The organism is Bacillus sp. 3a (assembly GCF_017161885.1).
GTDB classification, from domain to species: Bacteria; Bacillota; Bacilli; order Bacillales; family Bacillaceae; genus Bacillus; species Bacillus safensis.
Map to the genome: position 1 here is coordinate 1,483,936 of NZ_CP067376.1, position 21,732 is coordinate 1,505,667.

Sequence of the window (21,732 nt, forward strand, 5' to 3'; positions counted from 1 at the left end):
GAGATGAGGAAGAATGACTTTATCGATTGAAAAGGGATCACCGCTTGAGCATGCAGAGAAATTAGCACAAACCATTATGAAAGCGTATACACCAATTGAACTGCCGCCAGCTGGAAGATGGCATTATCATCAAGGGGTTTTCCTTTGCGGCGTCATGAAGCTATATGAGGCAACAGGGAACGAGGCGTATTTCAATTATGTGAAAAACTATGCGGACTCACTCATTGATGAGTACGGAAATCTATTATTTCGCAGGGATGAGCTTGATGCCATTCAAGCAGGACTCATTTTATTCCCTCTTTACGAACGAACGAGAGAGAAGCGGTATGTGCTGGCGGCGGAGAAGCTGCGCGGACTTTATCGTACGCTAAACCGCACGTCTGAGGGCGGATTTTGGCATAAAGACAATTATGCTTATCAAATGTGGCTCGATGGTCTCTACATGGGCGGTCCTTTTGCCTTAAAGTATGCTCAGCTTAAAGGTGAAGAGTCACTAGTGGATATGGTCATCCATCAAGAGCATCTCATGAGAAAACATACGAAAGATGAACAAACAGGTCTGTATTATCACGCGTGGGATGAACGAAAAACGATGCCATGGGCTGATCAAAAGACCGGCTGTTCCCCAGAGTTTTGGGCAAGATCGTTTGGCTGGTATGTCCTTGCATTAGCAGATATGATCGAGGATCTGCCCGAGCAGCATGAGGGGCGAAAGGTGTGGAAGGAAACGCTGACAGACATGCTGGAAAGTGTGGCAAAGTACCAGGATCAAAAGACAGGTCTCTGGCATCAAATCATTGATAAAGGAAATCACAGTGACAATTGGCTTGAAAGCTCGGGGTCGTGTTTATTCATGTACGCCATGGCAAAGGCCATGAATGAAGGGTATGTAGGTCTCCGTTATGTTGATCATGTGGTCAGAGCATATCAAGGCTTGATTCAGCATAAGACGGCTGAGAAAGAAAATGGTGATTTTACCATCCATGATATTTGTATCGGAACATCTGCGGGATTTTATGATTACTACGTTGGAAGAGAGCGGAGCACAAATGACTTGCACGGGGCAGGCGCTTTTATTATGGCGTTAACTGAGCTAGAAAAGCTGTCTGTTTTTCAAAAGGCATGAGGAGGCAAAAAAGAGCCGCCGTATGGCTCATCAGTTTCATCGCTGCCATTTGTTTATCTGCCTGTCAGGGGAAAACAAACGGGATCGATGTCCTGATTTTTTCTGATATGTCAAAGGGAATGAAAGATCAATTAGTGGAGAAGGCTTTTCAGCCGGAACAAGAGACTTATAGCGTTCACATCTTTCCGGCGATTCCTGAAAAGCTTCTTGTTGAAATTACCTCAAAAGAGGGGGACGTGATGCTTGTTCCAGAAGAAATGTTTAGAACGTATGATGATCCTGAAAGTTTTCAGCTGCTGGAAGAGATGAAAATAGGCGATCAAGCAGCAGGACCATATACGGTCGAGGACAAAAAGACAGGGAAAACGGTCGATTATGCAGTTCAAATCAATAAAGGAAAGAAAAAACTCAACGGCTATACCTTTCAATTACACCGAGATATGGTCGCTTTCATTCCCGTGTATGCTGACAAGACGGAAGAGGCGCTGTCTCTTATGAAACAGCTTCGTGAAAACCAATAGAAAATGGGGGTGGGGAATGTGAAACGGGTCGTGATTTGCGGGCTGAGCCATCGTGCGTTCAATATGTTTATTCAACCGCTCACAGAGGATTTCAATGAGCATTATCGGATTACAGGGCTCCTCGATATAGATCATCAGCGGTATATACTTTGTCAGGAGCGTTTTCCGTCACTCCGGGGCGTTTCGTTTTTTCATGAAGATGCATTTGATCAGATGGTCAAAGAAACAAAACCAGATATCGTCATTGTGGCAGGCAGGGATGACACACATGTCACATATATCATGCAGGCACTTGACCATGATCTAGATGTCATCACCGAAAAGCCGATGGTGACAACAGCAAAAGACGCCAAAAAAGTGATGGAAAAAGAAGCGGAAAGTAAAGGGAAGGTCACGGTCACCTTTAATTATCGCTACAATCCTTTCCATCGAAAGGTAAAAGAACTGATTCTAGACGGGAAAATTGGAAGAGTCACTTCTGTTGAACTGAGCTGGCTTATTGATACGTATCATGGTGCTAGTTATTTCAAAAGGTGGAACCGTACACGTCAATTTTCCGGCGGACTGTCCATTCATAAGTCGACGCATCATTTTGACCTGGTCAACTGGTGGATTGATCAAAAGCCGAAGCAAGTATTTGCCTACGGGGCGCTGAACTATTACGGCAGTGAAAGCCCTTGGAATCCCTTGCAGGGGGAGGAAAATAGATTTTGTGGAACATGTCATGTGAAGGATATTTGTCATTATGAAGCAAGGTGGAATCCGCGGGTTGAGCGCTCGAAGGTGGAGGACGACCATATTGAATCCGGTCAGGAGCAAACGCAGCAGTACTCAAACTATCGCCCGGATGCCTGCATTTTTGATCAGGAAATAGATATTGAGGATACATATGTGGCGTCAGTCGCTTATGATCAAGGGGCTCTGCTCAGCTATTCGATTCAATTCTCAGCCCCATATGAAGGCTATCGTCTGGCCATTAATGGGACGAAGGGGCGTATTGAAACAAATGAGTTTCATGTGCCATCAAGAATTCCATTTCAATTCCCAGAACAAACAATTTCTTATTACCCGATGTTTGGATCAAAGGAGACGATTGAAGTCGTGAAGCAGCCAGGCGGACATGGCGGCGGAGATCCTCTGCTATTGGCTGATTTATTTATAGGAAAAGATCCCTTGATTCACTATGACATCTTAGCAGGAGCAGAGGCTGGTGCTTATTCGATTGCTCTTGGGGAAGGCATGTGGCGCTCTGTCACAGAAAAACGCCCAATTGAAATCGATGAATTGTTTCATAAAGAGAAGGTGTAAAGAGAGAGAGGAGGGGAAAGAGATGGATCATGATGGTTCAATGAGCAGAATGCTGAGGTTGTGTGAGTGGGTGATGAGACTCGCCTATACGAATTTGTTATGGCTTTTGTTCACCATTCTAGGGCTTGGCGTTTTTGGCTTGATGCCCGCGACCACTGCGTTATTTTCCGTGATGAGAAAGTGGATTCAAGGTCATGAGCAAGTCAATGTATTCCGCACTTTTTGGAAGGTATTCAGGGAGGAGTTTGTACGCTCTAACATCATTGGAGTGGTGCTGTTCATCATTGGAACGATTATTTATGTCGACCTTGCTTATATTTATCCGACGAGCTGGCTTTTACATGTGCTTCGATTTGCTATATATATTTTCGGTTTTCTGTTTATTGTGAGCTTATTTTATATTTTTCCGCTGCTTGCTCATTATGATTGGAAAAAACGTCTCTATCTGAAATTCTCTCTTCTGCTCGGTATCTCATACTTGCAATATACACTCTCTATGCTTGTTTTCTCGGCTGTTCTGTTTGTTCTGTTTGCTTATTTACCGGGAATCGTGCCGTTTTTTAGTGTGAGCATACTCGCCTACGGTCATATGTGGCTGGCCTATCAAGTCTTTAAAAAGGTAGAGTTTGAAATTGAGCACGAGACAGCCGAAGTGAAGAAGCGGCTGCCGTCTTTCCTTCAATCGAAGCGGGTGAATACGCAGTGAAGTGAATCATTTGCTATAATGGTGTCACCGTAATGAAAAGGAGAGATGAGAGCCGTGTCAGTGAAAGAAATTTCAATAGAAGAATTAAAACAAAAGCTGCAGCAGGAAGATGCCATTCAGCTTGTCGATGTACGTGAGGATGAAGAGGTAGCAGAAGGGATGATCCCGGAAGCTATTCACATTCGAATGGGCGATATCCCTGAGAAGCTGGATGCATTCGATCAAACGCAGGAATATTATATTATTTGCCGCTCTGGTAAACGTAGTGAAAATGTCTGCTATTACCTAGAAGATCAAGGCTACCAAGCGACAAATGTCGTTGGCGGGATGCTGGCTTGGACAGGAGAAACAAAACCGAAGCTGTAATTAGAAGGCCTTTCATCTTAACGATGAAAGGTTTTTTTGTTCATATGCCTCTCTCTATGTGCATAAAGATAGAGTAGCGAGAGAAGGGAGAGTGGCATAGGTGCTAAAGGTAGCTGTATTTGATGAAGAGCATGAGAAAGATTTGCAGAGCGAAATCAATCATTTTTTAAAAGGAATGGATGACGACCAAATCATTGACATCAAGTACAATGTAGCGGTGATCTGTGAGCAGGGAGGGGAACAGCTCTACTGTTTTTCTGCACTCATTTTATATAAAAAATAGACGGCATCAAAAAAGGACCTGCTTGAAGGGTCCTTTTTCCTTGGTTAGCTGGCGTCAATATATAAACGATGCTTGTTGCAGTGAACACATTGAAAAAGGTAGCCTTGTAAGTCTCCTCCGTTGACGAGCCATTGCTTTAGGTTCTCTTTTGTTAATCCTTCGCCGCTGCAAATGTCTTCGATATCCTCGGCGAGTTCTTCCTCTAGATGTTCAATCTCTTTCCAGCCGACATACTGGACGATTGCGCAAAAATCTCCGCAATGACTTAACCAATATTCTTGCTGCCATCCGCGATAGCCTGGCGTTCTGAAGATCAGCTCATCGATATATTCCTCTTGATCGACGTCATCACAGCTTGCATCGTCTTGAAAGGTTCCATTGTATTTTTTCGCTGCTGATCCATCTTTAATGCACCAAGGACAAATTCCTTCCACATCTTCAACAGTATAAAAAGGGCCTTGGTATACATAATCTCTTTCTTTCTCACAAACAGGACATGTCGTATGCTCTTTTTTGATCACGTTTAACGAAACTGGATCTCGGTTGTACTTGAACGTAGGTAACGTCATATAAACCTCCATTATGTAGAAAGTGATGATTTATCACTATTTTAAAGGAATCCTCAAGCTCGCGACAATCTTAAATTGCATATATAGAAAAAAGCCGTTCGGATGAGGAACGGCTTTTTCTCGCTTGCGATTATGCTTTTTTTACTCTTGGACTTCTTGGTTTATTGACTTTATTGGCTTGTTTGATAATTCTTCGTTCATCATTTAGTGATTTATACAGCGAAACAATCATCAATATGATGACAACGGAGAACGGCAAGGCTGCGAGCTTGGCTGTATTTTGCAGGGCTTCAAGTCCCCCTGAAAATAAAAGCACAGCAGCAACAGCCGATTGGATAATGCCCCAGCTGACTTTGACACTGCCAGGAGGGTTTAACGATCCGTAGGTTGTCTGCATTCCAAGCACAAATGTAGCTGAATCAGCTGATGTAATAAAGAATACGGCGATTAAAATGAGTGCTAGTATCGATGTAATTATCGCCAGCGGATATTCATTCAGTACACCGAAGAGCATCGTTTCAGTTGAAAGGCCTGCAACATCGACAATATTCTTTTGCTGTAAGTCCATTGCAGATACACCGAAAATCGAGAACCATAGGAAGACTAGGATGGAAGGAGCGACTAAGACACCCACTAAAAATTCGCGAATCGTTCGCCCGCGTGACACTCTAGCGATAAATATCCCGACAAATGGTGCCCAAGAAATCCACCATGCCCAATAAAAGATCGTCCATCCATTAATCCATTCTCTCTTTTCAGGATCATTGGGAGATAGACGGAAGCTCATTTGAACAATATTAGATAAGTATTGTCCAATCGAGTCAGTAAATGAATTTAAGATAAAAACAGTTGGACCTACCAAAAGTAAGAAAAACATCAGAACAGCTGCTAATACCATATTGATATTACTTAAGTATTTAATGCCTTTTCCAATCCCTCTTAAAGCAGATGCAAGGAAAAGCACCGTCACAATGATAATAATGATCAATTGTGTGCTAAAGGTATTTGGAATATGAAAAAGGTAATTCAATCCACCATTTATTTGTGCCGCGCCTAATCCTAGGCTTGTCGCAACACCAACCACGGTTGCAAATACCGCAATACAATCGATGGTTTTACCGATCCATCCGTGAATTTTATTTCCTAAAACGGGCTGCAGCGTTGCACTGATTAAACCAGGTGCGTCTTTTCTAAATTTAAAGTAAGCAATGCAAAGTGCAACAATGGCATAAATAGCCCATGCATGAAGCCCCCAGTGGAAAAATGTATAGCGAAGAGAATCACGGAAGGCCTGCGCAGTTTCAGTCTCCCCTGTTGGAGACTGAATAGCATAGTGGCTGATTGGTTCAGCTGCTCCGTAAAAAACAAGACCAATTCCCATACCGGCACTAAATAGCATAGCAAACCAAGAAAATAGACCAAATTCAGGTTCTTCCCCCGGTTTTCCTAGCGTAATCTTACCGATTGGGCTAAAGATAAAGAATAGACAAAAGCCGACAAGCAGTGATACCACTAACAAGTAATACCAGCCAAAGTCATTTGTAATGTATGTTTGAATTTGATCTGTGACATTTTGCAGTGTTTCTGGAGAAAATGCTCCCCACATCACGGCAACAAATGTGATCGCAATCACAATCCAAAATACACTTGATACTTTTTTCACACCATCTCACTCTCCTGTTGTTCTACACGTTTAAGCAGAGGACTTTTGCTTAATATCCCCTAACTCAACTTATTTCAAACAAAAAGAGGCGAGCTTCTCACTCGACCTCTACTTTACCGTAACATGTTTTGCTTCCATTTATCAACTATCGATATGGGAAGACGATTTTTCCTCAATCCGTTTGCGAAGACGGTAGACATATTCTTTTAAAGATACGGCGAAAATGGTAAACGCCAAAACAATGGCGACTTTTAACGGGGTAATGGACAGCTTCAAGAAAACAGCGGCTGTCAAACTGATAACGACCGCAAGAACAATCGGTAATGCACGTCTGATCATTGATCTCTCTCCTTTGCTTCTAGTGCAGCATTCATGCCGGCAAGCCTGCCTGTCACAAGTGCTGATGTGATATTGTAGCCGCCTGTGTAGCCGTGGATGTCTAAAATTTCTCCACAGAAATAAAGACCCGGCATTTTTTTAGACGCCATTTTCTTCGGTTCAATTTCCTTCACAGAAACGCCGCCTCCTGTCACGAACGCTTTGTCTAAGGATAGGGTACCATTTGCATGAACAATAAAATGTTTGCAATCATGGGCAAATGCACGCAGTTTATCCTTGGCTAGACCAGAGAATGTGTCTTGTGGATCAATCCCGTTCCGTTCTAACAGAAACAATAAATAGCGTTCTTGCATCCAAGACTTGAGGACATTTTTAATGGCTTTCTTCGGTTCATCTTTAAGGTCACGATAAAGCTTCTGGAACAGCTCCTCGTCATTCAGCTTCGGATATAAGTCTATTTGCAGGCGGACTGTCGGTTGTTTTTTCAATTCCTTCACAACAAATCCGCTGCATCTAAGAACAGCTGGACCTGATAAACCAAAGTGAGTAAAAATCATATCCATGACATGTGTGACGACGGGTTTCCCTTTTTTATTTAAAACACTGACAGCCACACTTCTTAAAGAAAGACCTTGAAGCACTTTTTCTTTAATAAATCGTTCATCGGATGTGACCGGTACCTCTGTTGGGAAGAGCTCTGTAATGGTATGACCGGCTGCTTCTGCCCATGCATAGCCGTCACCAGTAGAGCCGGTATGCGGCACACTTTTTCCGCCGACAGCAATGACGACAGACTTACTTGAAATTTTTTCATCATTATTTGTAACAATTCCAGCTGCTTGTCCGTCTTGATACAGAACTGTTTTAATTTTTTCGTTCGTTCGAATGGTGACATTGAGGGCTCGGAGCCTGTCTAGAAGGGCATCCACAACAGATTGTGCTTTGTTTGAGACAGGGAACATACGTCCATGGTCTTCTTCTTTTAGTTCAATGCCAAGGTTTTCAAAAAACGAAATAATATCCTCGTTGTTGAACTCAGAAAATGCACTATATAGAAAACGGCCGTTTCCGGGAATATGTTTGATGATTTCTTCTACTGGAAGGCGATTGGTGACGTTACAGCGTCCGCCGCCAGAAATGGCCAGCTTTCTGCCAAGTTTGTTTCCTTTGTCAATTAACAGAACAGTCGCACCGTGCTCTGCTGATGCAATCGCGGCCATCAGCCCAGAAGGTCCGCCGCCAATGACAATGACATCATAATGTTTCATGTTACATTCCTCTTTCTACTTTCAGTCATTTTTCTATTATAACGAAGATTAGGGAAGGCTGAAATATGAATTGATTGGTTTTGTGACTTCCGTATTGGATTTGTTACCTGTGTATTGAATTGATGTGGTAAAATAGTTAAGTTGAATATTCATTAGAAAAATGGTGGTTAAGCGCATGTCTAATAAACTGCTTCGTGGTACGTTGGTTTTAACGATAGGGACGTATCTCTCTCGTATTCTTGGTATGATTTATTTAATTCCATTTAGCGCAATGGTTGGAGCTACTGGTGGTGCGCTATTCCAATATGGATACAATCAGTATACGATCTTTTTAAGTATCGCTACGCTTGGTTTTCCAACAGCGGTATCAAAATTTGTTTCCAAATATAATGCGATCGGCGATTATGAGACAACAAGAAAAATGTTCAGGGCGGGTATGTCGGTCATGCTTGTCACCGGGATGATCGCCTTTTCTATTTTATATTTGTCCGCACCGATTTTTGCCAAGATTCAGCTTGGCGGATCAAATGAAACAGGCGGTTTGACTGTCGATCAAGTAGTATATGTGATTCGAATGGTCAGCTTAGGTCTTTTGGTTGTACCGATCATGAGTCTTGTACGCGGGTTCTTCCAAGGACACTCCATGATGGGACCGACAGCTGTTTCCCAAGTGATTGAACAGCTTGTCAGAATCATCTTCCTATTAACGGCAACGTTTATTATTTTAAAAGTGCTTGACGGCGGGCTTGTCATTGCTGTCGGATATGCAACATTTGCGGCTCTGATCGGTGCATTTGGCGGTTTATTCACGCTTTATTTATATTGGCTGAAGCGGAAGGACAGGCTCTTAGCCATGCAGCCGAATACAGGCGCTCACTCTGATTTATCTTATAAGCAAATGTTTACAGAGCTGTTTAGCTATGCGGCGCCGTATGTGTTTGTTGGACTTGCGATTCCTATTTATTCTTATATCGATACAAACACAATTAACAGAGCCATGATTGCATCCGGACATCAGGATATTAGTACAGCGGTATTGTCCATTGTGACGTTATATTTACCGAAGGTCGTGATGATTCCTGTGTCACTTGCCACAGCGTTTGGCTTAACATTGATTCCGACGATTACGGAATTATTTACAGCACGTAATTACAAGCTGCTCAATAGACAAATTGATCAGACGATGCAAGTCATTTTATTTTTCGTGCTGCCTGCTTCATTTGGTATCTCGGCATTGGCTGGACCGGCTTATTGGTTTTTCTATCCGTCTGTTCATCCTGAGATTGGGATTTCCATTTTGTTCTGGTATGCACCTGTTGCATTATTGTTTTCTTTATTCACCATTAATGCAGCGATTCTGCAAGGGATCAACAAACAAAAATTTGCGATCGTCAGTCTTTTGTTAGGGATCATTATTAAAACGGTTCTGAACATCCCGCTAATCAGCTGGCTGCAAGGAAATGGTTCTGTATTGGCAACAGCATTAGGCTACAGTGCGTCCATCTTGTATATGTTTATCATGATTAAACGCCATGCCGGCTATTCGTTCCGCAGAATTTTCAAACGTTTTATTCTCATTGGTATTTTAACGGCGATCATGGCTGTCGTGGCATATTTGACAAGTCAGCTTGTGAACCAAGTAATTTCTTATGAAGACGGAATTTTACAAGCGGGTATCGTCATTTTGATTTCCATGATCACTGGTGGCGGTGTGTATATGTACTTGTCTTATAAGGTGGGATTACTAGAGCGTGTACTGGGCAGCCGTATGCCGAAATTTTTAAGAAAAAAGAGTTAAGAAGAGGTAGATATTCATGAGGCTTGATAAATTACTTGCTAACAGCGGCTTTGGTTCAAGAAAAGATGTGAAAAAGCTTGTCAAAGCCCGGGCGGTCACAGTGAATGGAGAAGTGGCAAAGCAGGTGAAAGATCATGTTGATCCATCAAATGATGAAGTACTCGTACACGGAGAGCGTGTAGAATATAAAGAATTCATTTACTTAATGATGAACAAGCCAGACGGGGTGATCTCGGCAACTGAAGATCTGCGGGATGAAACGGTTGTTGATTTACTTGAGCCGGAGGATATCGCAAGGGAGCCATTCCCTGTGGGGAGACTGGATAAGGATACGGTCGGTCTCCTTCTCCTCACAAATGATGGACAGCTTGCTCATCAATTACTTTCCCCAAAAAAGCATGTGCCAAAAACGTATGAGGTTCATTTGAAATATCCTTTAGGAGTTCAAGACATTAAGCGTCTTGAAAAGGGCGTTGTCATCTTAGATGATTATCACACGAAGCCGGCGAAGGTGGAAGTAGATGCAAATGAAGAGGGAGATACACGCATCCGTTTGACGATTACTGAAGGGAAGTACCATCAAGTGAAGCTAATGGCGCAAGCGGTGGGAAATGAAGTGCTCTTTTTAAAAAGGCTCTCGATGGGGGCTGTCTCTTTAGATGAAGAACTAGCACCCGGAGAGTACCGTGAATTGACGGATGAAGAATTAGACAGCTTAATGAATCGTGAATAACATAAGAATAAAAGAAAAGAACCGGCATATCGCCGGTTCTTCAGCGTGTAGACAAACCCTCGCATTCTTTGTCAGTCCTGTGCGCTGGTGCTCACGAATGTTAAATTCGCTCCGCGCCAGTGCTCGTTCTTCCTAGACTTCAAAGGTTTTCTATCACGCTGTAAAGAAGACAAAGGGCTAAAATAAAAATCATTTTAGCCCTTCGTCAACAATTTGCAAAAGAAAAGAACCGGCATATCGCCGGTTCTTTTTGTTATATGGACAATTCATTATACGCTTAAGATGATATTTTTACTTTTTTTCTCGTTGTTTCCCATTTGCCTCTGCTTGGACTATGAACAAGATCGTTATAGGCAAGCACGTTTAAGTCTCTTTGAATGGTTCTAGGTGTGATCCCGAATTCATCAACCAGCTCTTGTGTCGTCACAAGACCTTTCTCTTGAATGAACATATAGACTGATTTGATTCGAGTCATCATACGGTTTGTTGAAGGTTTCAAAAAACCACTCCCTATCAATAAGATCGGATGGACTTGACTAACCACAACTTACTACACTAAAACTGCGAAATAAGGACAAGCAACAATGGTAAATGTTCGTGTTTTTTAATGTTTTATTCTATTATACACGTTATTATGCATCTAGTTCCACCAAAAAGTCAACTTTACGTGTTTTTAAACTTGTCTTCATGAAATGAAATATGGTATATATCATGATTTGAATCCGGTTACAACCCAATAATGATAAGGGATACGATTGGAGCTGGCATTTTCAAATTCCGAAAAATAAACACAGAAAATTTACAAAATAAAAAATTCAGTGAAGGCAAAAAGGCACATTCCATGTGAGGATGTGCCTTTTTTGTTTCTGTTATCCTTCTAAGAAAAAGAGCTGAATGAAAAATAAGACCGCAAAGATGAGAACAAGCACATGTACTTCTCTCCATTTCCCTTTTGCCAATTTCACAAGCGGATATGAAATAAATCCAAGTGAAATTCCTGTAGAGATACTAGAAGTCAGCGGCATCGAAAGAATAACAAGGAAAGCAGGGAATGCCTCGTCTAGTTCGTTCCAGCGAATGCGTGACACCGAGTTCATCATCAAGCAGCCAACAATGATTAAAACAGGTGATGTGATCGATGGTAAAGAAGAAATAGCTTGAACGAGCGGGCCAAAAAATAATGCCACAATAAACAGTGCAGCGACCGTTAAAGACGTCAGCCCAGTTCTTCCGCCAGCAGCTACTCCTGATGATGATTCAATATAAGCAGTGGTTGGGCTTGTACCAAACATAGAACCAACCGTCGTTGCAGCAGAGTCAGCGAGCAGGGCTCTCCGCACTTTTGGCAGCTGGCCATTTTTCATTAATCCCGCTTGTTCGGCAACGCCGATCATCGTGCCTGTTGTATCAAAAATCGTCACCAGTAAGAAGGAGAAGACGACAGCATACAAATGATGAGAGAACACGTCACCAAAGGCAGCGATTGGATTTGTAATCAGCATGCCTTCAGGCAGTGCAGGGATATCCATCAGTGTTTTAGGGAAATGAAGCTGGCCGGTTGCGAGCGCAATCAATGTGGTCGCTAACATGCCGATAAACAGTGCACCATTTATTTGAAGCACCATTAAAATAACCGAAATCATTAAGCCGACAAGCGTTAAAATGACAACAGGCGAGCTTAAATTGCCAAGCTTCACAAGGTTTTCTGGATCAGCAGCGATGATCCCAGACTGACGGAGGCCGATAAATGCAATGAAAAGCCCGATTCCTGCTGTAATACCGTACTTTAAATTATCTGGAATGGCTTGAATCAGTTGTTTTCTAAGGGATGTTAACGATAAAATAATAAAGAGTATACCAGCAACAAATACCGCACTAAACGCTGTTTGATAGCTGATGCCGCCACCGCCGACAACGGTAAAGGTGAAATAGACATTTAGCCCCATGCCTGGTGCAATGGCAATCGGATAATTTGCAAATAGTGCCATCCAGAGCGTACCGACAACAGCAGCGATGATTGTTGCAGTAAAGACTTGGTCAAAAGGAATACCTGCTTTTGAAAGAATTCCCGGGTTGACGGCAACAATATAGACCATAGTAAAGAATGTCGTCATACCAGCGATTATTTCTTTCTTTATGTTGGTTTGATTTTCTTTTAACTGAAACATAAAATCCTCCATTTACGAACATTATTACAAAACAATTAATATAATATTCGTTTTAAGGGTGGATTGCAACCTTTTTTCAAGGAGGAATGGAAAAATGAATTGGGAAGCTGAAGTAATACGAAAAAAAGACGACTTGATTCAGGACACACAATCTTTTTTACAAATTGAAAGTGTCCTTGATGAAGAAGGCGGCAAAGAAGGAAAGCCATTTGGTGAAAAAGTCGATGATGCCCTCAAGTATATGCTGAAAAAAGGGGAAGACGAAGGCTTCACAGTCAAGAATGTCGATGGCTATGCGGGTCATATTGAATATGGGGAAGGCGAAGACATTGTAGGTGTGCTGTGCCATGTGGATGTGGTGCCTGCTGGTGATGGCTGGACAACCCCGCCATTTTCAGCTGACATCAGAGAAAATAAAATCTTTGCACGCGGGGCTATTGATGACAAAGGCCCAACCATGGCGGCATTTTATGCGCTGAAGATCTTAAAAGATACTGGTTTGCAGCTGTCGAAAAAAATTCGAATGATCATTGGAACAGATGAAGAAAGCGATTGGCGCTGTGTGGACCATTATTTCAAGCATGAGACGATGCCGCAAATCGGATTTGCACCAGACGCCGATTTTCCGATTATTCATGCGGAAAAAGGGATTATTGATGCCACCCTGTCATTTACATATCAACAAACAGCGAATCATCAGCGCTATACGCTGAAGCAATTTACATCGGGTATGAGGCTCAATATGGTGCCAGATGAGGCAGCTGCTACTGTGACTGCTGCACAGGAACACGATGCTGAATTAATAAAAACAGCTTTCGAAGCCTATCTTGCTGATCATCAATTATCTGGTGAAGTAAAAAGCGCAGCGGATGGACTGCATTTTACATTAAAAGGGGTATCTGTTCATGCCATGGAGCCGGCGCATGGGACAAATGCGGGCATTCATATGGCGAATTTCTTATGCGGACACGAATTAGATGAGCAGGGACTTGCCTTTACTTCCCAAATCAACGCTTTATTTGATCAGGATACAAGAGGACAAAAGCTGGGAATTGCTTGCAAAGATGAGATTAGTGGAGATTTGACGTTAAATGTTGGGACAATCCGCTATAAACAGAATGAGGAAGCAAAGCTAGGGTTAAATGTCCGCTATCCAGTGACAGCAGACGGCAAGGACGTCAAAAAAGGAATTGAAAGCATCAAAGGGGCGGTCCTTCTAAAATTCGAAGACAGTCCTCCGCATCACGTCTCAAAAGATCATCCGCTTGTGAAAACCTTGCAGCGGGTATATGAGGAACAAACGGGAGATCCTGCAACCCTTATTGCCATTGGGGGAGGAACGTATGCGAGATCTTTAGAAGCAGGCGTTGCCTTCGGACCTTTATTTCCTGGCAGACCTGACTGCGCCCATCAAAAGGATGAATATATTGAAATTGATGACTTACTAAGAGCAACAGCTCTTTACGCACAAGCCATGTATGAATTAGCAAAATAGAAATTGGAAAAGAGAAGAGGGATTCACAGTGAAAAAAATGTTCTTATGCTCTTCATTCAAAGACAGCTATTCTCTCTTATCTGACTTTGCGGGTGAATCTTTAAAAGGAAAGCGTGTGACTTTCTTTCCAACGGCAAGTGCTGTAGAAGAAGTCACGCACTATATAGAGGCAGCGAAGGAAGCCTTTCAGCAATTAGGGATGCAGATTGAGACTGTGCAGATAGATGAACAGTCCGCTGAAGAGATCGCACAGATGATCAAACAAAATGATGTGATCTACGTTTCAGGAGGCAACACTTTTTATTTATTGCAGGAGTTAAGAAAGCATCGTCTCGATGACGTGTTGAAAGAAGAAATCCACAACGGCAAGCTGTACATCGGAGAATCTGCGGGGAGTATCATCATGGCGCCAAGCATTGAATACATCTCCCTGATGGATGAACAAAAGAAGGCGCCGGAGCTTTCATCATTTCAAGGTGCCAATGAAATAAGCTGCTATCCGGTACCGCATATGCATAATGCCTATTTAGGCGAGGCTGCGCAGCAAATCACAGAGAAGTATCAGCAGACGCTCGATTTATGTCCGCTTACTGATGAACAGGCTTTACTGATCAGAGGGGAACAGGCTGAGGTGAAATCAGTCAAAATATCTTAACCGTGAAATGAAGAAAAAGGAACAGGGATTCATCGCCCTGTTCCTTTTTTAATCTTGAAAAACATCACTTGATAAGTATCGTTCGCCCGTATCTGCTGTCATACAGATCACAATTTGATCTGCCGGCAATTGCTTGGCTGTTTCAATGGCTGCATAGCAAGCCGCCCCAGAGGATGGGCCTACTAAAATTCCTTCAAGCTTAGCAAGCTGCCGTGTGATGTGATAAGCATCTTCGTCACTTACTTGCACGATGTCATCATAGACGTGCTCGTTTAAAATATGGGGGATAAATCCTGGGCTTGTGCCAACGAGTTTATGCTTCCCAGGTTTCCCGCCAGATAAGACAGGGGAACCCTTCGGCTCTGCCACACGGATGGTTAAATGAGGGAATGCCTTTTTTAATTCCTCTCCAGTTCCTGTAATAGTACCGCCAGTTCCAGCAGTTGCGACAAAGGCTCCAAGGGGCTGTCCAAGTTGTTTCACAGCTTCCATAATTTCGACTGCTGTTGTGCCTCTATGTGCATCTGGGTTCGCTCTATTGTCAAACTGCATGGGAATAAAGCTATGAGGAATTTGAGCAGCCAGTTCCTCAGCCTTTCGGATGCAGCCTGGCATTTTTTCTTCTCCTGGGGTTAAGACGACCTGCGCCCCGTATGCCTTCAAAATATTGATTCTTTCCTTTGTCATCGTATCAGGCATGACAAGGATGGCTTTGTAGCCTCTTGCGGCAGCATTCATGGCTAAACCAATCCCTGTATTCCCGCTCGTAGGCTCAATAATGGTTGCTCCTTTTGTGAGCTTCCCTTGTTTTTCTGCTTCGATGAGCATATTGTAAGCCGCGCGGTCTTTTACACTTCCGCTGGGATTAAATGATTCTAGCTTTAAGTAAACAGCCGCCGCATTTTCTGGCTGAAGCCGCTGTAATTTAACAAGCGGTGTATCGCCAATCAGCTCCGCTATATTTTGTGCAACTTTCATCAGATGACACCCTTTCTTCTCATTCCGCATTTCTTTAGTTATACTATCATCAATGGGGATTCGTAAAGTTTGTTAAAAAAGGACAGGTGATATTGTGTCAGAAAACCGTCATTATTTTATAGGGATTCACATCCCTGAACAACTTGCGCATCAAATCAAACAAGACATTGATCAAAGGAGCGGCCTGTTCTTTCAAAAATGGACAGCACCACATGATTATCATGTGACCCTTATCTTTTTAGGCGCCATTCCAGAAGAGCGTTTAAAAAAGATCATCCAGCTGCTTGACATCCTTTCAAATGAAGCGTCTGCATTTCCACTAGAGCTGAATGAGGTAGGGCAGTTTGGTGCGAAGGAACGCCCGAGAGTCTTTTTTGCAAAGCCTCAGGAAAGTGAGCCGCTCATGCATTTAAGAGAAAAGGTAAAGGAAGCCGTCTTGGCAGCAGGACACCCTGTTGAAAAGAGACCGTTTCATCCGCATATGACGATTGCGCGCAAATGGAATGCGGATGACCCTTATGAAAAGCAAGCACCTTTACGCAAAGAGCCATATGTGATGGAGGTTTCTCGTATCACTTTATTTGAAATACGTCCGAAGGAAACCCCTCGTTATCACGCAATCAGACAATTTACACTACATAAATGATTCTAGAAGTTGGAGTGAGCAGCAGATGGCGCAAATAATCAAAATTCAAGATTATATATCACGATATGAACAAGACCCGCATCACTATATCAATCAATTCAATCGGTTGAAAAAACAAAGATGGGACGAGTTAAAAAAGGCTTCAAAAGAGGAGGCGCAGCAACCGTTTGATCAAATTCTTCAACAAGCGCCAGAACAAGAGGAAGAAAAGAGAAAGAAATTCTCCTTAAAGAGAAAGCAAAAAGAAGCCGATATGAAAAAGGAACGGGACCTGAGTCTTTTTAACGAGCCGACAGATATAGAGCAAGGGGTTTTCAGAAACGTTCCTACCGATGAAACAAAGCTGATTCACTTTTTTAAGGATCATCTCTTTGAAGTGCAATTAAAATGGGCGAGTTCAACGATTTCACATATTTCAACCGTTTCCCATCATATTCGGTATGATGAAAAGCTGCGGATGCTTGCAAGGCAGCTTCCGGATTCTTATTTTGTGATGTACAAGCCGGTGCTGCTCATTCAAAAAGCTGAGATGGAATTATGTCCGATACTCATCACGCCGCTCGAAGTGATCTGTTTATCCTTCTTAGAGGCCGAGCCAGACAGCGTCTATATTGGAACGAAGGAACGTTTTTGGGAAAAACGGGCGACTGGGAAAGCTGTACAGTCTGTCTTGAATCCTTGTGCAAGCCTTTTGCGCTCTGGCACCGTCGTGTCAAAGATCTTACAGCAAAGTGGTGTAGACCTTCCTGTGAAAAAAATCCTCATCAGCCGAACCTCTTATATTGATTTACCTGAAGTTCCATATGGGATGGAGGTTATCGATAAGAAGAAGGCAGAAGAGTGGTTTGAAAAGCAGCGGAAAAATACGGCGCCGACAAAGCATCAGCAATTTAAGGCGACAAAGGCATTGCTTGCTTATGGTGAATCAGACAGCAAAAGAAGACAGGAATGGCTCGATTAAAGGCATGATGGAAGGTCACGAAAAATGAGACCTGAGTGGAGCTAATATATGAATGAATGGTACTTTATCGTTAATCCAGAAGCAGGACATGGAAAAGGACTCCGCACATGGAGGAGCATAGAGAAAGAATTACAAAAGGTGGAGGTCTCTTATCGATCATTTCTCACCCAGCATGAAGGCCATGCCGAAGTTTTGGCAAGACAAATCAGTGCCATGCTGGATGACAGGCTGAAGCGCTTGATTGTTATTGGCGGTGACGGCACCATTCATGAAGTACTGAATGGCTTAAAGGAAATCGATCATGTGCAGCTTAGTTTTGTCCCTGCTGGTCATTGGAATGATGCTGCGAAGGGTCTCGGTATCCATCGTCATGATGTCCTAAAAGAAGTGAGAAAGCAAAAGAGAATGCTCACCAAAACATTTTCTCTCGGCTCCTTTCAAGATCATGCCGAAAGTCCGCAATCTGTTCTCTTTCTCAATCATATCGGTGTGGGGTTTGACGCACATGTGCTGAGGAAAACGGTGCATTTTAGAGGGAAGAAGTGGCTGAAACGGCTGGGGCTTGGCTTTATCATCTACCCTCTGTCATTTCTCCATTCTCTATGGTCGTTTAAGCCGTTTGATCTTGCGCTATTTATTGAAAATGAGAAGAAAGTCTTTCGCCAAGTGTGGTTTGTGATCGTATGTAATCACCCGTATTACGGGGGAGGGCTGGAAGCAGCGCCGGAAGTGAGTGCGAGGCAGCCAGGTTTTCAAACGATGGTTGTCACAGATTTGAATCCATTCAAAGTCCTTTTGTTTCTAAGTGCGATGGTGTTTCGAAAGCACCTTGGGATGAAGGGGGTTACCCTGTTTCAGCATGAGGAAGCGTACTTAGAAGCAGATGAAAAAATCTTATTTCACGCAGATGGAGAAGTGATCGGCGCAACGCCTGTCTTTGTAAAGGCCAGTGAACGATCCTTAAAATTACGTGCTTAAATAACTTGCGGTATATCCGCAGGCAAAGAACCGTGAAAAAAGCCTTCTTTTTCGTAAGGTTCTTGTCCTGATTTTTTAGTTTTGCTTGACGAGTATAAGAAGGTAACGATAAAATCTATAGGACGGCTATTGTTTAGCATCTCATTCTCAATAGCTGTCCTTTTTGTTTTTATGATCATATAAATAAAAAAAGAAACAGCCAATTGATCCTCAATCGGCTGAATTTTGTCGACTAAAAAAGCAAGATTTAAAATATTTTAAGAAATGATGGGTTGAAAATTGATATGAACTGGTTGGGACAAATATTAGGTAGCGAATGGCACATCTCTCCGGCTGGAGGCGCTACGGGAGATGCGTACTTCGCAACACACAATGACCAAAAGCTATTTTTAAAACGCAATACGTCACCGTTTCTTGCGGTTTTGTCAGCTGAAGGCATTGTGCCGAAGCTTGTCTGGACAAAACGGATGGAAAATGGAGATGTGATTACTGCACAGCATTGGCTGAGCGGCAGAGAGCTGAAGCCAAAGGACATGAATGATCGTCCTGTAGCAGAGCAGCTAAGAAAAATTCATACATCAAAAGAATTGCTCGATATGCTGAAACGATTAGAGAAGCACTCTCTAGACCCAGAATCCATTCTGATGCATTTGAAACAGTCCATATTAAACGAGCAAATTGATTCACAAGACATTTCGCGTGCCATCCAGTATTTAGAGAAGCATGTGGAGGCTGTCCATTTTGAGGACAAGGTCGTCTGTCATTGCGATCTCAATCATAATAATTGGCTGCTGACAGATGAAAACCAGCTCTATTTGATCGATTGGGATGGGGCGATGATTGCAGACCCAGCGATTGATCTTGGACCGCTTTTATACCATTATGTTGAGGAAGAGAACTGGGAAAGCTGGCTCTCTATGTACGGCGCCCCGCTGACGGACAATTTGCGAAAGCGCATGGCGTGGTACGTGCTCGCTGAAACCGTATCGTTTGTCGTTTGGCATAAACGAAAAGGGAATGAAAAGGCGCAAAAAGAAGTGCAAGCGGAGCTAAATGCACTCTTAAAACGGTTAAACATCCATTAAGACAGTGGAATGTTCTCGACCCACTCAGACAGATGTGATTGATGCTCCTCAATATGTGCATCAATTGAACTGACAGAGGTGCCCTTTTGGCTGTAATCATAAATATCTGTTAACAGCTGACGAATGTCGGGATCCAGATCTTCTTTTGCCAGCATTAATTGAATCACGCGTCCCACCTGTTCATATTCTGCAACAGTCCCGCAGCAATCCAGCTGGTGATCGGTTAAAATATCTTTGATTAATTGAAGCTGATGTTGACGGTTTAAACCCATACAAATGCTCCTTTCCTGCGTGTCATTTATGAGGTTAAACTGTGCATTCAGCGCCCAATTTATACATGCGGCAGACCAGCTCAAGCGAAGGGCTGGTCTTTTTATATGGACATAGAAGATGCTTTCTTGCGGGTCTTTATGTTTCATGGTATCTTGATAAAATGTAAAGAAAATAGAGGTGTATCAAATTGAGAATGCGACATAAACCATGGGCTGATGATTACTTAGCTGAGAATGCTCATATTGCTTTAGCGAGTCCCGAGCAATATAGAGGGAAATGGCATGAGCTGTTTGGAAATGATCATCCAATCCATATCGAAGTTGGGACAGGAAAAGGGAGCTTTATTGCTGGAATGGGCAAGCTTCATCCTGATATCAACTATATTGGCATTGAATTATTTAAAAGTGTCATTGTGACAGCAGTAGATAAAATCAAAGAGACAGATGTTGAAAATGTAAAGCTTTTGAACATCAATGCTGAGACGCTGACAGATGTGTTTGCGGAAAATGAGATTGACCGGGTGTATTTGAATTTCTCTGATCCGTGGCCAAAAGCAAGACACGAAAAGCGCAGATTGACGTTTAAAACCTTTTTAGAGCGATATGAACATATTCTTCGTCCAGGCGGTGAATTACATTTCAAAACAGATAACCGCGGGTTATTTGAATATTCCTTAAAAAGTTTTTCTGCCTACGGTCTTCTTTTAACGTATGTCAGCCTAGATTTACATGAGGACGGCTTAGAAGGAAACGTGATGACTGAATATGAAGAGAAATTCTCGTCTATGGGACAACCGATCTATCGATCAGAAGTCAAATTCCCAGAATAACAAGTGACATCAAGCTGGCTGCAAAGAAAAATGGCAGCCAGCTTTTTTTATGAAAAGATTGGTGCATGCGATTTTTGGCTGTATTTGCTACGATAGAAAAAGGAGGGATGACAGCAATGGAGACAATGAAAATAGGTGAAATGGAACTGTTTTGGTTAAACGGGGGAGATACGCACATGGACGGCGGTGCGATGTTCGGTGTCGTGCCAAAGCCATTATGGTCAAAAAAGTACCCGGTAAATGACCGCAATCAAATTGAATTACGATGTGATCCAATTCTTATTCGGTGGAAGGGTCTTCATCTGTTAGTGGATTCCGGCATCGGATCAGGGAAGCTGACAGATAAACAAAAACGCAATTACGGCGTGACAGAGGAAACCAAATTGGAAGAATCTCTAGCGGCGCTTGGCCTGCGCCCATCAGATATTGATTACGTATTAATGACACATCTGCACTTCGATCATGCCAGCGGATTAACAAAACGTGAAGGCGATAAGCTTGTGTCTGTTTTTCAGCAGGCAAAAATCATCACCTCGAAAATCGAATGGGATGAAATGAGAGCGCCGAACATTCGCTCAAGAAATACATATTGGAAAGAAAACTGGGAGCCTGTAGCAGACCAAGTGGTCACATTTGAAGAAAGCATCGAAGTGACAGAAGGCATCGAGCTGCATCATACAGGCGGCCACAGTAATGGTCATAGCATTTTAACGTTCACAAGTGAGGGTGAAACAGCGATTCATTTAGCTGATATCATGCCAACACATGCTCATAAAAATCCACTTTGGGTTTTGGCATATGATGATTACCCAATGACCTCGATTCCAGCCAAGCAAAAGTGGCAGGCATTTGCAGAAGAAAAAAATGCGTGGTACTTGTTTTATCATGATGCCATTTATCGTGCTGTAAAATGGGACGAAGACGGGCAGATCACACACGAAATCAAAAGAGAAACAGGAAGATAAAAGATCATCTGTATGTTTT

Annotated in this window: 24 protein-coding genes; 16 read left to right on the forward strand and 8 right to left on the reverse strand. The window is 42.8% G+C overall.

Annotation, left to right across the window (positions count from 1 at the left end):
• The first annotated feature begins 13 nt into the window (after positions 1 to 13).
• The 6 genes from JJ692_RS07465 to JJ692_RS07490 all read left to right on the forward strand — a co-directional run bounded on the left by JJ692_RS07465 (position 14) and on the right by JJ692_RS07490 (position 4,310).
• The gene (locus tag JJ692_RS07465) at positions 14 to 1,126 is read left to right on the forward strand and encodes a glycoside hydrolase family 88/105 protein (protein WP_073207065.1); all 1,113 of its coding nucleotides are present in this window, start codon (positions 14 to 16) and stop codon (positions 1,124 to 1,126) included.
• Complete coding sequence (locus JJ692_RS07470) at positions 1,123 to 1,647, forward strand: lipoprotein YteS (protein ID WP_073207063.1); 525 nt, start codon at positions 1,123 to 1,125, stop codon at positions 1,645 to 1,647. Before JJ692_RS07465 ends, JJ692_RS07470 begins: the two co-directional genes overlap by 4 nt.
• 18 nt (positions 1,648 to 1,665) lie before the next feature.
• Positions 1,666 to 2,955, forward strand: coding sequence for a Gfo/Idh/MocA family protein (locus JJ692_RS07475; protein WP_073207061.1), 1,290 nt, complete (start codon positions 1,666 to 1,668; stop codon positions 2,953 to 2,955).
• Between the two features lie 22 nt (positions 2,956 to 2,977).
• On the forward strand, positions 2,978 to 3,661 hold the full coding sequence (locus JJ692_RS07480) for a YesL family protein (protein WP_073207060.1): 684 nt from the start codon (positions 2,978 to 2,980) through the stop codon (positions 3,659 to 3,661).
• Between the two features lie 54 nt (positions 3,662 to 3,715).
• Positions 3,716 to 4,027 (forward strand): rhodanese-like domain-containing protein, encoded by a 312-nt coding sequence (locus JJ692_RS07485; protein WP_044332369.1) that lies wholly within the window; start codon positions 3,716 to 3,718, stop codon positions 4,025 to 4,027.
• 100 nt (positions 4,028 to 4,127) lie between these two features.
• Complete coding sequence (locus tag JJ692_RS07490) at positions 4,128 to 4,310, forward strand: sporulation protein Cse60 (RefSeq protein ID WP_024424881.1); 183 nt, start codon at positions 4,128 to 4,130, stop codon at positions 4,308 to 4,310.
• A 44-nt stretch (positions 4,311 to 4,354) separates the two neighbouring features.
• Here JJ692_RS07490 and JJ692_RS07495 read toward each other — a convergent pair whose 3' ends face one another.
• The 4 genes from JJ692_RS07495 to JJ692_RS07510 all read right to left on the reverse strand — a co-directional run bounded on the left by JJ692_RS07495 (position 4,355) and on the right by JJ692_RS07510 (position 8,149).
• On the reverse strand, positions 4,355 to 4,879 hold the full coding sequence (locus tag JJ692_RS07495) for a CbrC family protein (protein ID WP_044332372.1): 525 nt from the start codon (positions 4,877 to 4,879) through the stop codon (positions 4,355 to 4,357).
• A 130-nt stretch (positions 4,880 to 5,009) separates the two neighbouring features.
• The gene (opuD, locus tag JJ692_RS07500; protein ID WP_073207058.1) at positions 5,010 to 6,542 is read right to left on the reverse strand and encodes a glycine betaine transporter OpuD; all 1,533 of its coding nucleotides are present in this window, start codon (positions 6,540 to 6,542) and stop codon (positions 5,010 to 5,012) included.
• A gap of 141 nt (positions 6,543 to 6,683) precedes the next feature.
• A complete protein-coding gene (locus JJ692_RS07505) occupies positions 6,684 to 6,881 on the reverse strand; it encodes a hypothetical protein (protein ID WP_073207055.1) in 198 nt (65 codons plus the stop codon).
• Positions 6,878 to 8,149 carry a BaiN/RdsA family NAD(P)/FAD-dependent oxidoreductase gene (locus JJ692_RS07510; protein WP_206534378.1) on the reverse strand — a complete coding sequence of 424 codons (1,272 nt, stop codon included), beginning with the start codon at positions 8,147 to 8,149 and terminating at the stop codon, positions 6,878 to 6,880. The genes JJ692_RS07505 and JJ692_RS07510 overlap by 4 nt, the downstream gene beginning before the upstream one ends.
• Before the next feature lie 175 nt (positions 8,150 to 8,324).
• On the opposite strand from JJ692_RS07510, the gene JJ692_RS07515 reads away from it, so the two are divergent.
• Complete coding sequence (locus JJ692_RS07515) at positions 8,325 to 9,947, forward strand: putative polysaccharide biosynthesis protein (RefSeq protein ID WP_025092401.1); 1,623 nt, start codon at positions 8,325 to 8,327, stop codon at positions 9,945 to 9,947.
• 16 nt (positions 9,948 to 9,963) lie between these two features.
• Positions 9,964 to 10,680 carry a pseudouridine synthase gene (locus JJ692_RS07520; protein WP_073207047.1) on the forward strand — a complete coding sequence of 239 codons (717 nt, stop codon included), beginning with the start codon at positions 9,964 to 9,966 and terminating at the stop codon, positions 10,678 to 10,680.
• Between the two features lie 277 nt (positions 10,681 to 10,957).
• On the opposite strand, the gene JJ692_RS07525 is transcribed toward JJ692_RS07520, so the two are convergent.
• Together JJ692_RS07525 and JJ692_RS07530 are read right to left on the reverse strand one after the other, a co-directional pair.
• Positions 10,958 to 11,179, reverse strand: coding sequence for a DeoR family transcriptional regulator (locus JJ692_RS07525; protein ID WP_008356419.1), 222 nt, complete (start codon positions 11,177 to 11,179; stop codon positions 10,958 to 10,960).
• A 370-nt stretch (positions 11,180 to 11,549) separates the two neighbouring features.
• Complete coding sequence (locus JJ692_RS07530) at positions 11,550 to 12,848, reverse strand: NCS2 family permease (RefSeq protein WP_024424875.1); 1,299 nt, start codon at positions 12,846 to 12,848, stop codon at positions 11,550 to 11,552.
• Between the two features lie 94 nt (positions 12,849 to 12,942).
• Between JJ692_RS07530 and pepV the strand changes: the two genes are divergently transcribed.
• Positions 12,943 to 14,343: a dipeptidase PepV gene (pepV, locus tag JJ692_RS07535; protein WP_206534379.1), complete on the forward strand. Its 1,401-nt coding sequence runs from the start codon at positions 12,943 to 12,945 to the stop codon at positions 14,341 to 14,343.
• A gap of 28 nt (positions 14,344 to 14,371) precedes the next feature.
• Positions 14,372 to 14,998 (forward strand): Type 1 glutamine amidotransferase-like domain-containing protein, encoded by a 627-nt coding sequence (locus JJ692_RS07540; RefSeq protein ID WP_073207043.1) that lies wholly within the window; start codon positions 14,372 to 14,374, stop codon positions 14,996 to 14,998.
• A 48-nt stretch (positions 14,999 to 15,046) separates the two neighbouring features.
• On the opposite strand, the gene cysK is transcribed toward JJ692_RS07540, so the two are convergent.
• A complete protein-coding gene (cysK, locus tag JJ692_RS07545) occupies positions 15,047 to 15,976 on the reverse strand; it encodes a cysteine synthase A (RefSeq protein WP_073207040.1) in 930 nt (309 codons plus the stop codon).
• Positions 15,977 to 16,070: 94 nt separating this feature from the next.
• On the opposite strand from cysK, the gene thpR reads away from it, so the two are divergent.
• The 4 genes from thpR to JJ692_RS07565 all read left to right on the forward strand — a co-directional run bounded on the left by thpR (position 16,071) and on the right by JJ692_RS07565 (position 19,646).
• On the forward strand, positions 16,071 to 16,622 hold the full coding sequence (thpR, locus tag JJ692_RS07550; RefSeq protein ID WP_073207037.1) for an RNA 2',3'-cyclic phosphodiesterase: 552 nt from the start codon (positions 16,071 to 16,073) through the stop codon (positions 16,620 to 16,622).
• Between the two features lie 25 nt (positions 16,623 to 16,647).
• Positions 16,648 to 17,583 (forward strand): hypothetical protein, encoded by a 936-nt coding sequence (locus JJ692_RS07555; protein WP_044332394.1) that lies wholly within the window; start codon positions 16,648 to 16,650, stop codon positions 17,581 to 17,583.
• Between the two features lie 48 nt (positions 17,584 to 17,631).
• Positions 17,632 to 18,561 (forward strand): YegS/Rv2252/BmrU family lipid kinase, encoded by a 930-nt coding sequence (locus tag JJ692_RS07560; protein ID WP_073207035.1) that lies wholly within the window; start codon positions 17,632 to 17,634, stop codon positions 18,559 to 18,561.
• A 284-nt stretch (positions 18,562 to 18,845) separates the two neighbouring features.
• On the forward strand, positions 18,846 to 19,646 hold the full coding sequence (locus JJ692_RS07565; RefSeq protein ID WP_024424868.1) for a phosphotransferase family protein: 801 nt from the start codon (positions 18,846 to 18,848) through the stop codon (positions 19,644 to 19,646).
• Here JJ692_RS07565 and JJ692_RS07570 read toward each other — a convergent pair.
• Positions 19,643 to 19,918, reverse strand: a complete 276-nt coding sequence (locus JJ692_RS07570) for a YtzH-like family protein (protein WP_025092409.1) — start codon at positions 19,916 to 19,918, stop codon at positions 19,643 to 19,645. The two genes, JJ692_RS07565 and JJ692_RS07570, sit on opposite strands and share 4 nt — an antisense overlap.
• Positions 19,919 to 20,106: 188 nt before the next feature.
• On the opposite strand from JJ692_RS07570, the gene trmB reads away from it, so the two are divergent.
• Entirely contained in the window at positions 20,107 to 20,748 is a 642-nt protein-coding gene (gene trmB / locus JJ692_RS07575) for a tRNA (guanosine(46)-N7)-methyltransferase TrmB (protein ID WP_025092410.1), read from the forward strand.
• Positions 20,749 to 20,864: 116 nt separating this feature from the next.
• Positions 20,865 to 21,713, forward strand: a complete 849-nt coding sequence (locus tag JJ692_RS07580; RefSeq protein WP_073207031.1) for a YtnP family quorum-quenching lactonase — start codon at positions 20,865 to 20,867, stop codon at positions 21,711 to 21,713.
• The last annotated feature ends 19 nt before the right edge of the window (positions 21,714 to 21,732 follow it).

Excerpts from the sequence above, each read along its gene's own strand:
- JJ692_RS07465 (WP_073207065.1), top strand. The coding sequence starts at position 14 with ATGACTTTATCGATTGAAAAGGGATCACCGCTTGAGCATGCAGAGAAA.
- JJ692_RS07470 (WP_073207063.1), top strand. The coding sequence starts at position 1,123 with ATGAGGAGGCAAAAAAGAGCCGCCGTATGGCTCATCAGTTTCATCGCT.
- JJ692_RS07480 (WP_073207060.1), top strand. The coding sequence starts at position 2,978 with ATGGATCATGATGGTTCAATGAGCAGAATGCTGAGGTTGTGTGAGTGG.
- JJ692_RS07495 (WP_044332372.1), bottom strand. The coding sequence starts at position 4,879 with ATGACGTTACCTACGTTCAAGTACAACCGAGATCCAGTTTCGTTAAAC.
- JJ692_RS07505 (WP_073207055.1), bottom strand. The coding sequence starts at position 6,881 with ATGATCAGACGTGCATTACCGATTGTTCTTGCGGTCGTTATCAGTTTG.
- JJ692_RS07510 (WP_206534378.1), bottom strand. The coding sequence starts at position 8,149 with ATGAAACATTATGATGTCATTGTCATTGGCGGCGGACCTTCTGGGCTG.
- JJ692_RS07515 (WP_025092401.1), top strand. The coding sequence starts at position 8,325 with ATGTCTAATAAACTGCTTCGTGGTACGTTGGTTTTAACGATAGGGACG.
- JJ692_RS07520 (WP_073207047.1), top strand. The coding sequence starts at position 9,964 with ATGAGGCTTGATAAATTACTTGCTAACAGCGGCTTTGGTTCAAGAAAA.
- JJ692_RS07530 (WP_024424875.1), bottom strand. The coding sequence starts at position 12,848 with ATGTTTCAGTTAAAAGAAAATCAAACCAACATAAAGAAAGAAATAATC.
- pepV (WP_206534379.1), top strand. The coding sequence starts at position 12,943 with ATGAATTGGGAAGCTGAAGTAATACGAAAAAAAGACGACTTGATTCAG.
- cysK (WP_073207040.1), bottom strand. The coding sequence starts at position 15,976 with ATGAAAGTTGCACAAAATATAGCGGAGCTGATTGGCGATACACCGCTT.
- JJ692_RS07555 (WP_044332394.1), top strand. The coding sequence starts at position 16,648 with ATGGCGCAAATAATCAAAATTCAAGATTATATATCACGATATGAACAA.
- JJ692_RS07560 (WP_073207035.1), top strand. The coding sequence starts at position 17,632 with ATGAATGAATGGTACTTTATCGTTAATCCAGAAGCAGGACATGGAAAA.
- JJ692_RS07565 (WP_024424868.1), top strand. The coding sequence starts at position 18,846 with ATGAACTGGTTGGGACAAATATTAGGTAGCGAATGGCACATCTCTCCG.
- JJ692_RS07570 (WP_025092409.1), bottom strand. The coding sequence starts at position 19,918 with ATGGGTTTAAACCGTCAACATCAGCTTCAATTAATCAAAGATATTTTA.
- JJ692_RS07580 (WP_073207031.1), top strand. The coding sequence starts at position 20,865 with ATGGAGACAATGAAAATAGGTGAAATGGAACTGTTTTGGTTAAACGGG.